The organism is uncultured Paraglaciecola sp. (assembly GCF_943787955.1).
Taxonomy (GTDB): domain Bacteria; phylum Pseudomonadota; class Gammaproteobacteria; order Enterobacterales; family Alteromonadaceae; genus Paraglaciecola.
Genome location: NZ_CALSOK010000003.1, coordinates 20,399 through 29,006, shown reverse-complemented (window position 1 = coordinate 29,006; position 8,608 = coordinate 20,399). Strand labels below are relative to the sequence as shown.

At 40.9% G+C, this 8,608-nt stretch carries 6 protein-coding genes and 1 pseudogene; 6 read left to right on the top strand and 1 reads right to left on the bottom strand.

Going from position 1 to position 8,608, the window contains the following annotated elements; all coding sequences use genetic code 11:
• Positions 1-5: 5 nt before the first annotated feature.
• Entirely contained in the window at positions 6-2,015 is a 2,010-nt protein-coding gene (gene recD, locus Q0Y52_RS03735; protein WP_297818211.1) for an exodeoxyribonuclease V subunit alpha, read from the top strand.
• Between the two features lie 193 nt (positions 2,016-2,208).
• Here recD and Q0Y52_RS03730 read toward each other — a convergent pair whose 3' ends face one another.
• Positions 2,209-2,991: a RhlG family 3-oxoacyl-ACP reductase gene (locus tag Q0Y52_RS03730; RefSeq protein WP_297818208.1), complete on the bottom strand. Its 783-nt coding sequence runs from the start codon at positions 2,989-2,991 to the stop codon at positions 2,209-2,211.
• 421 nt (positions 2,992-3,412) lie between these two features.
• Between Q0Y52_RS03730 and Q0Y52_RS03725 the strand changes: the two genes are divergently transcribed.
• From Q0Y52_RS03725 to Q0Y52_RS03705, 5 genes and pseudogenes are all read left to right on the top strand, one after another.
• Complete coding sequence (locus Q0Y52_RS03725; protein WP_297818205.1) at positions 3,413-4,192, top strand: SDR family oxidoreductase; 780 nt, start codon at positions 3,413-3,415, stop codon at positions 4,190-4,192.
• A gap of 150 nt (positions 4,193-4,342) precedes the next feature.
• Positions 4,343-5,170 carry an enoyl-CoA hydratase-related protein gene (locus Q0Y52_RS03720; RefSeq protein ID WP_297818202.1) on the top strand — a complete coding sequence of 276 codons (828 nt, stop codon included), beginning with the start codon at positions 4,343-4,345 and terminating at the stop codon, positions 5,168-5,170.
• A 404-nt stretch (positions 5,171-5,574) separates the two neighbouring features.
• Positions 5,575-5,880, top strand: a complete 306-nt coding sequence (gene yqfB, locus Q0Y52_RS03715) for a N(4)-acetylcytidine aminohydrolase (protein WP_297818278.1) — start codon at positions 5,575-5,577, stop codon at positions 5,878-5,880.
• Positions 5,881-6,315: 435 nt separating this feature from the next.
• Positions 6,316-7,011: a riboflavin synthase subunit alpha gene (locus tag Q0Y52_RS03710; protein ID WP_297818199.1), complete on the top strand. Its 696-nt coding sequence runs from the start codon at positions 6,316-6,318 to the stop codon at positions 7,009-7,011.
• A gap of 281 nt (positions 7,012-7,292) precedes the next feature.
• Positions 7,293-8,566: pseudogene (locus tag Q0Y52_RS03705) on the top strand (DEAD/DEAH box helicase).
• Positions 8,567-8,608 lie beyond the last annotated feature (42 nt).

Sequence of the window (8,608 nt, the reverse complement as noted above, 5' to 3'; positions counted from 1 at the left end):
CAGTTATGTTGATGCAAATTCAAAACAACCCAGCATTAAAAGACGGTCTTGAGCAACTGCTTAACATGACTAAAATCCGTGCTGTCGACCTGGCATTTGCAGATTTTGTTTACAGTGAAGAATCGGCCCTAGACACCTGGGATACCTCTGCTAGAGAATGCCTAACGATGTTGGCCGCTTTTGTGGGCGCCCAATCAGGTGAGCAACATAGCTGCATTGATTTAGAAAAACTAGGTCAACCATTTTTAGGTGTATACCGTTTTCCAGAATTAAACACGATGCTCAGTTATATTCAAAACGCAGGTACTTTCGTACGCTTATCTACAACAGGTGTTAACTTAGATGAACCAACAGCAAAACCCATTATCCTACAAGATGGCAAACTCTACTTGCAGCGATATTGGCAATATGAGTCGCAATTAGCCGCCATCATCAGAGAAAAAGCGACTAAAGTACTCGACTTGGATATAACGGCTGCAAAAGTTTTATTAAGTGATTTGTTTGATGAAGAACATAATCATGCAGAACAAGGGCAAACCCTAGATTGGCAGAAAATAGCGGTATGTATCGCTGCCAGCCAAACACTCAGTTTTATAACAGGTGGTCCCGGCACGGGTAAAACCACCACAGTCACAAAATTGTTGGCGTTATTACAAGGACTCGCTTCTAAAAAAAATAAAATTCTCAACATACAATTGGTCGCGCCAACAGGCAAAGCCGCCGCTAGACTCACAGAATCTATCAGCGCAGCAAAAATAAAATTATCCACTGCTTTACAAGCAAACCTACCGGAACAATGCCAAACCATTCATCGCTTATTAGGTGCTAAACCACGAAGCCCGTATTTCAGAGCTAACGCCAGTCACCCATTACATTTGGATGTACTGGTGCTTGATGAAGCATCAATGGTCGACTTACCACTTATGGCAAAGTTATTCGCAGCGCTACCTAAGCATGCTCAGATTATTTTGTTAGGCGATCAAGACCAACTCGCCTCAGTAGAAACAGGCAGTGTGTTATCTGATATTTGCGCTGCCACAGGCTTTCAAGGTGATAACCCCGAAAATGCTTTATTGATTTACAGCGATGCTATGCAGCAACACCTAACTAAGTTGATGTCTTTATCCACTTCAACGGCTATTCCCAATTTGGAAACCAACACTTCAATAACCAATCGAAGTGGTATGCGAGGTAGTGTTATTCAAGATAACGTGGTGAGGTTAGTTAAAAGCCACCGATTTAATGAGAATAGTGGCATTGGACAATTAGCCAAATACGTTAAAGCAGGGCAGTTTGTACAGAGCCTTAGTTTGTTAAATAGCGATCAATTCACAGACATAAGTTGGCATCAACCCTCTCAAACATCACCGCAAACCGTGGCTAATGAAATACTTAAAACGCTTATTACTCAGCTGTTGCCTATTTATCAACTATACACGCAAGCCATTCAACAAGGTGACTTACGCCAAGCGTTTAAATATTTACAGCAACAACAAGTGTTATGTGCACAAAAAAGTGGGTATTGGGGTGTTACGCAACTAAATGCTTTAATTGAGACCGAATTACATAAACAAGGAATGATTGATAACAGCAAAGATTTCTATATCGGCAGACCCGTTATGCTATCGAAAAATGATCACCAGCTTAAGTTATTTAATGGGGACATAGGCATAGTGATGTCAGATCCTAACAATTCAACTTTAACCAAAGTCTGGTTTGTCACACCAGAAGGCGAACTAAGAGGATTATTACCCAGCCGCTTACCAACTCTAGAAACACTATACGCCATGACCATCCACAAAAGTCAAGGCTCAGAATTCGAGTCGGTTTATTTATGTTTGCCGACGATTACACCCACTAATCAAGGCCGAGGCTTAAACCGAGAATTAATTTATACAGGCCTAACCCGAGCGAAAAAGTACTTTATGTTGTTTGCACAGCCTAAAGCCTTGAGTCTGAGTTTAGGGCAGCAATGTTTACGGGGAAGTGGACTGGCGGGGCGGTTGTTGGGGTGAGTTTTAGTCTGATTTTTTTATTAAGATGTTTCATTGGTCATGTGATGTTGTAAGCACTCTTTTAATGTTGGGTTCGAGTGAAGGTTCACAACCAGCAATGTTAGTTTATTAGGCAGGGGTTCCCATCAATGACGCTCACCCCATCGACTTATCGAATGCTGCCCCATCTTCTGGTTAACTGTTTTACAAAATATTAATTAACCAGCGTAGTGCCGCCATCCACTGGAATAATTTGACCAGTGATAAAAGCGCCAGCCTGACTGGCCAACATAATGGCAACACCTGCGATATCGCTTGGTTCACCCCAACGTTTCATTGGAATAGTTTGAAGTTCCTCATCAAACGCGGCTTGGTCGGAACTTAAAAAATCGGTCATCTTGGAGTAAAAACGACCTGGCGCGATGGCATTGACACGAATATGTGACGCTGCCAACTCAGTTGCTAAAACTCTTGTCACCTGGTGTATGGCTGATTTTGATACGGCATAACTAAAGGTATCCAAACCATTGCCTAAGATCCCAGCTATGGAACCTATATTGATAACAGTAGAGGTATGTTGTGCACTGGCATTTTTAGATAGCAGAGGCGTCAATGCTTGCGTTAAAAAAAACGGACTCTTAACATTGATGTCCATCACTTTGTCCCAGCCCTTTACAGGAAATTCACCAAAAGGAGCTCCCCAAGCTGTTCCAGCGTTGTTTACTAAAACATCTATATGATCTTCACGTTCGTTAATTTCCCGCACTAACTGACTTAACCCCTCACTAGTCGACGCATCGCCAGGCAAGGCAATACACTCACCAAATTTGCTTAGTTCTTCAGCTGCAGTAATACAGGCTTGTGCTTTACGACCTGTGATGTAAACACGTTTTGCTCCTGCTTCGAGAAAGCCTTGGGCCATAAAGGCACCTAAGCCACGATAACCACCGGTAATGACACAGGTTTTTTGTTGCATAGAAAATAGATTTTCAAACATTGAGTTCACTCCTTAAAGTATCTGATTAAGTTACCAAATAAATCACAGTGAAGAATATTTTTTAGAGTGATGATCAATAAATATGCGGGATCTAATTCTTTGAAAAAACATGACACCATCGACCCATAGTCAATAGGGTTAAATAACAACTAAGTATCTGATTAGATTCTAATAAATGTTTACGTAACTTGGTTCATCAGCAATCTTTGATTGATTATTACATCGTTTTGGTCAGTGTCAGCTTGATTGAGTGGCAGTAGGCTGTGCACAGATATCTAGTCGTGAATGAGGTAATCTTCTAGAAACTAATCTTGGAGTACCTGAAATCTTTCCATAAAAAACATGTGGGGGGTTGATTTAAACTGCGTATTGGGCAAAATTTCGAGATAAAAAATTTGAATAGAGATACTGGAGAAACCTTTTGGAATTACAGAATAAAATTATTGTTATCACGGGTGCTGGTAGCGGTATTGGTCGAGCTTTAGCTGTTCGTTTTCACGCCGAAGGTGCTAAGAAAATTGTTGCAGTCGATATAAACCTAAGTAATGCTCAAGACACAGCTAAGATGGTTGATGGTGTTGCTATGATGGCTGATGTGGCTAAAGAAGATGATATCTCCCGGGTGATCGAAGAAACCGAAGCCAACGTTGGCGCCATCGACCTTTTTTGTTCCAATGCTGGGGTGGCTATAGGTGAGAGCATCGATTCCTCAAATAGTGAATGGCAGGCGAGCTGGGATATTAATGTCATGTCACATGTCTATGCTGCCCGTCATTTATTGCCACTTATGCTAGCTAGGGGCGGCGGCTATTTTTTAAATACCTCATCTGCTGCTGGCTTACTCAACCAGATTGGTGGCGCTGCTTACGGTGTGACCAAACATGCTGCTGTCGGCTTTGGTGAGTGGTTGGCTATTCATCATAAGCATGAGGGTATTAAGGTTTCTATGCTGTGTCCCCAAGCAGTGCGCACTCCCATGACTGCTGTGGATAACGAAGCCATCGCGGCTGCAGCAAGTAATGGCATGATAGAGCCCGAAGAGCTTGCCAAATGTGTTGTCGAAGAACTGCGCAAAGAGAGTTTCTTGATTTTGCCTCACGCCATTGTGTTGGAATATATGCGCAACAAAACCACTAACTACGATCGTTGGATTGGCGGCATGAATAAATTAATGCGTCACATTATGGGGATCAGACAATAAAATAGACTTATGGAAAGTATAAAAGGGGTTTTGCAGTGAGGGCAATAGCAGAAGAAACCAACAATGGTCTAAAGCATTCTGGACTAGCATATCCATGCCTTTGCTCAATATTAAATTTAATAGAATCAATCAGAGAATAAAGGAATTAATATGAGTTTTTCATCCAAAGTATTAAGCATCGGAAAACAGGGGCAGGTCGGTATAGTCTGGTTAGATCGTGAAACCAAATACAATGCACTATCGACCGAATTGTGGTCGGCCATCCCTCACGCATTAGATGCACTGTGCGAAGACACTGAGATAGGTGCGATAATCCTCGCCGGTCGCGGCAAACACTTCTGCGCCGGTATCGACCTAGTAGAAGACGGCCTAAGTGAGCATAAAAATACTCCGGCTCGTTCAAAAGCTGAAGCCAATATTAAGCAGCTAGCCAACACTCAAAAGTTTCAGGCCGCCATTACAGCCATAGCTGACTGTGCGGTGCCAGTTGTCGCGGTAGTGCAGGGGTTTTGTCTTGGTGCTGGTGTCGATTTGATTACAGCATGCGATATCCGCATAGCCAGTGCATGTTCAGTCTTTAGTGTACGTGAAACACGGCTGGGTCTAGTTGCCGATGTGGGCACCTTGCAGCGCCTACCTAAAATTCTTAATGCAGGTCATGTTGCTGAGCTTGTCTACACAGGTAAAGATATCAAAGCCGACCGCGCTGAGAAGATTGGTTTGGTCAACGATGTTTACGAATCAGCTGAAGCCACGATGGCAGCGGGTATGGCGCTGGCCAATGATATTGCCACTAATTCGCCGATGGCGGTGCGCGGTACCAAGTTTATCTTGCGTCAGTCACAGAACATGACTGACGAGCAGAGCTTAATGATCAATGGTATGTTTACTCTGATGACAAGTTTGCAGTCAAATGATTTGCAAGAGGGAATAAAGGCATTTTCGGAACGAAGAGCGCCGAAATTCACAGGTAGCTAATCAGTCTTCAGGGTGGCAGTTGTGATATCTGTCACTGTGAGTCATTTTGTCAATTTTAAAAATACCCAGATTGAATATACTCGTCGCCTAAATCATTGACAGTAGTGACATCAACGAAAAATTTCCCTGTGAATTTTTTAATTTACAAAACAGGGATAGCGCTATTTTCAAAGTGTAGTGACTTAGGTAAAACAAAATTAACAAACGTAATCAAAAGATGTCAGTTAATTAATGGTGTTTACACTTTTATGCCTTTTCATGTGTTGACCAAGAGCATTTAACAACACGCATTGTTATTTTACATCTGTTAATAAGTTTATTTGATTAAGTTTTTCGTCAACTGCAGGCTCAATATTATGGCGTTATGTATCTCCATCAAATATTAAGGACAGAATTATGAGTCTATCTACAATCACTTTTTTGAACGCTTTGAGGCAGACATCCTATCCGGTAAGAAGACTATTACAATTCGAGATGCTTCGGAAAAAGATTATGCAGTAAATAGTATTGTGCAAGTCTCTACTTATGAAAATAATCGTTGGTTTTGTGCATTAAAAATAAAAAATGTAATCGCAATTGACTTTAATCAGCTTTCAGATTTTCATGCAAAACAAGAGAACATGACACTTTTAGAGCTAAAGGGTGTGATCCATAAAATTTACCCAAATGTACAAAGTTTTCATGTGACTTCATATGAAATGGTTGATTAGTCAGTTGCATCATTCAACACATGACAGATTAGTGAGCCAATAATATTAACAAGATACCCGTTCTTATATTTATTAATATCTTCGAATATTTGATTGGATTATTATAGATGCCTTTATCATGTGTTAAAACTTACACAACATTAAGATACGTTCGGTTCGCTTTTGCTAGCCCTAGTTGTATGATGTCTAATGATGTTCAAAGAGAGTCCCATTTATGGTGATATTTCTGACAGTTAATTATAGGATTTTATAAAAAAGCTGGAAGCAACAAAAGCTAGCTAGGCAAAAAGCTGACAATTGTCTACAACGTTACAAGTTAAATAATAAAGAACTTAACAATAATGACATTGTAAATATTTGGTTGAATTACAATGAGTATCAGTTTCAAAGAGTATCTACACAATTTTTTCACTTACCAATCGAAGAAGAGAATTTATGTTTACAGGAATAGTTCAATCTATAGCTAAGATTGTTGATGTCACAGATAAAAATGGTATTAGAACGTTTGTTATCGATTTTAATCAAGGGTTTTGCACTGACTTAGAAATCGGCGCTAGTGTGGCTGTAGATGGTGTGTGCTTGACTGTTACAGAACTTGTGTCTGATATTAGGGTTAAGTTTGATGTTATGTTGCAAAGTCTTTTGATCACCACCTTAAGTGAGTATGAAAATGGGACTTTCGTCAATGTAGAAAGAGCAGCCAAAGATGGTGCAGAAATTGGAGGTCACCCTCTATCAGGTCATGTTGATTTTAAAGTGCCAATTATTAATGTTAATCAAATCGAAGACAATTATTGTATTCGTTTAGGGTTATCGAAAGAATGGAAACGTTATGTTTTCCCTAAAGGTTATATCGCTTTAAATGGTGCAAGTTTGACAATTTCAGAGGTAAACAAAAAAGAGGAATGGTTTGAAGTGTGGCTGATACCAGAGACTCGGAGAATGACAGTTTTCGAGGCTAAGATTGCAGGCGATCACATTAATGTTGAAATTGAACGTGGTACTCAAGTTATTGTGGATACTGTGCGAGATACGCTTCAAGAAAGTCTCGGCCCCTTGCTACCACTTTTTGAAAAACTACTTTTAGAGCAGGGTGTTGATATTGATTCGTTGGGGCGTGATGTAACCTAACATATCAACCAAAACAAAGAATACAAAGCTGTTGAGTCAACATTGCCTTTCTTGAAAAATAGACTCACTCACCAAGAAAAGTCAGTAAAAGATGAGAGCCTAAACCGAAATTTGATATTTTTTGGTCTAGGTTTTTATTGTTGTCTTTTACTGGTCACTCTGGGTACTCCTAATTAACTAATACCACTTAAAAAAAGGATTAGTTAAATTTTAGATGTTTCATCGCGCCGTCTAAAAAACCGCATAAAAAATATCTTAATCAATCCAAGGAACGTTTATCTATGACATTTGGCTCTTTAGGCTTGTGTGATGAGTTGTTGCACACTGTTGTAGAACAGGGTTATACAACGCCATCACCGATACAAATACAAGCTATTCCGGCGGTACTTAGTCAACGTGATGTTATGGCGGTGGCGCATACAGGAACCGGGAAAACGGCGAGCTTTACGTTGCCCTTGCTGCAGCTATTAGCTGCTGAGTATAGCCAGAACGACATTATCCAGAGCAGTCCTAGCCAACAGTCACAACGCGTGCGTGCCTTAATTATTACACCAACCCGTGAGCTAGCAGTTCAAGTTGCATTGAGCGTTCAAAACTATAGCAGACATATGAATATTCGCTCTGCTGCCGTGTTTGGTGGGGTCAGGATTGAACCGCAGTTAACACAGCTACAGGCTGGTTTAGATGTGTTGGTTGCAACGCCTGGCCGTTTGGTCGATCTTTGTAATCAACAGGCGGTTAATTTTGAGCAGCTTGAAATATTGGTGCTCGATGAGGCTGACCGCATGCTTGATTTGGGATTTATCGACGATATCCGTCATATTCAAACGCTGCTGCCTAACAATCCACAAACTTTGATGTTTTCAGCGACATTTTCTAAAGAAATTAAGTCCCTTGCTAAAGGCATGCTTAATAATCCAATTTTAATTGAAGTGGCTGCCCTGAAAAGCACTGTCGATAGGATTAAGCAGAAATTACATCCTGTAGAAAAAGGGCGTAAGTCTGAGGTGTTGATCCACCTGATTAAAAAGAATAATTGGCGTCAAGTGCTGGTTTTTAGTCGAACCAAGCAAGGTGCCGATAATTTGGTAATACAACTTGAAAAGGCCGGTGTTAATGCCGCATCAATCCATGCAAATCGAACTCAACACGCTCGCACGCTTGCTTTAGAGAGTTTTAAAAACGGTAATGTTGTGGTGTTGGTAGCCACTGATATTGCCTCTCGGGGCATTGATGTTAATCAACTGCCTTGTGTGGTTAACTTTGATTTGCCTTATGTGCCAGAAGACTATGTACATCGTATTGGTCGTACCGGTCGCGCTGGTACTTCTGGTTTAGCCATATCATTGTTCAGTGAGGATGAATCTAAACAATTACAGTCTATTGAACGCCTCATTGGACGTAAGCTTGAGCGAGAATAATTCCTGGTTTTGCGCCCATCAATAGAGCTCCAACAGACACTTCGGATGATGATGAGTATGGTAACTTTGAGGCAGATGCTAAGCCACGAGGCCGAGGTCAATCTAAGAGGCGAGGGAGCCGAAGAGGTAAGTAACTCATCTGAATTGGTCACTAGCTTGTTATGTTAGAAGACGAT

Coding starts and splice junctions, on each gene's coding strand:
- recD (WP_297818211.1), top strand. CDS start 6: ATGTTGATGCAAATTCAAAACAACCCAGCATTAAAAGACGGTCTTGAG.
- Q0Y52_RS03730 (WP_297818208.1), bottom strand. CDS start 2,991: ATGTTTGAAAATCTATTTTCTATGCAACAAAAAACCTGTGTCATTACC.
- Q0Y52_RS03720 (WP_297818202.1), top strand. CDS start 4,343: ATGAGTTTTTCATCCAAAGTATTAAGCATCGGAAAACAGGGGCAGGTC.
- Q0Y52_RS03710 (WP_297818199.1), top strand. CDS start 6,316: ATGTTTACAGGAATAGTTCAATCTATAGCTAAGATTGTTGATGTCACA.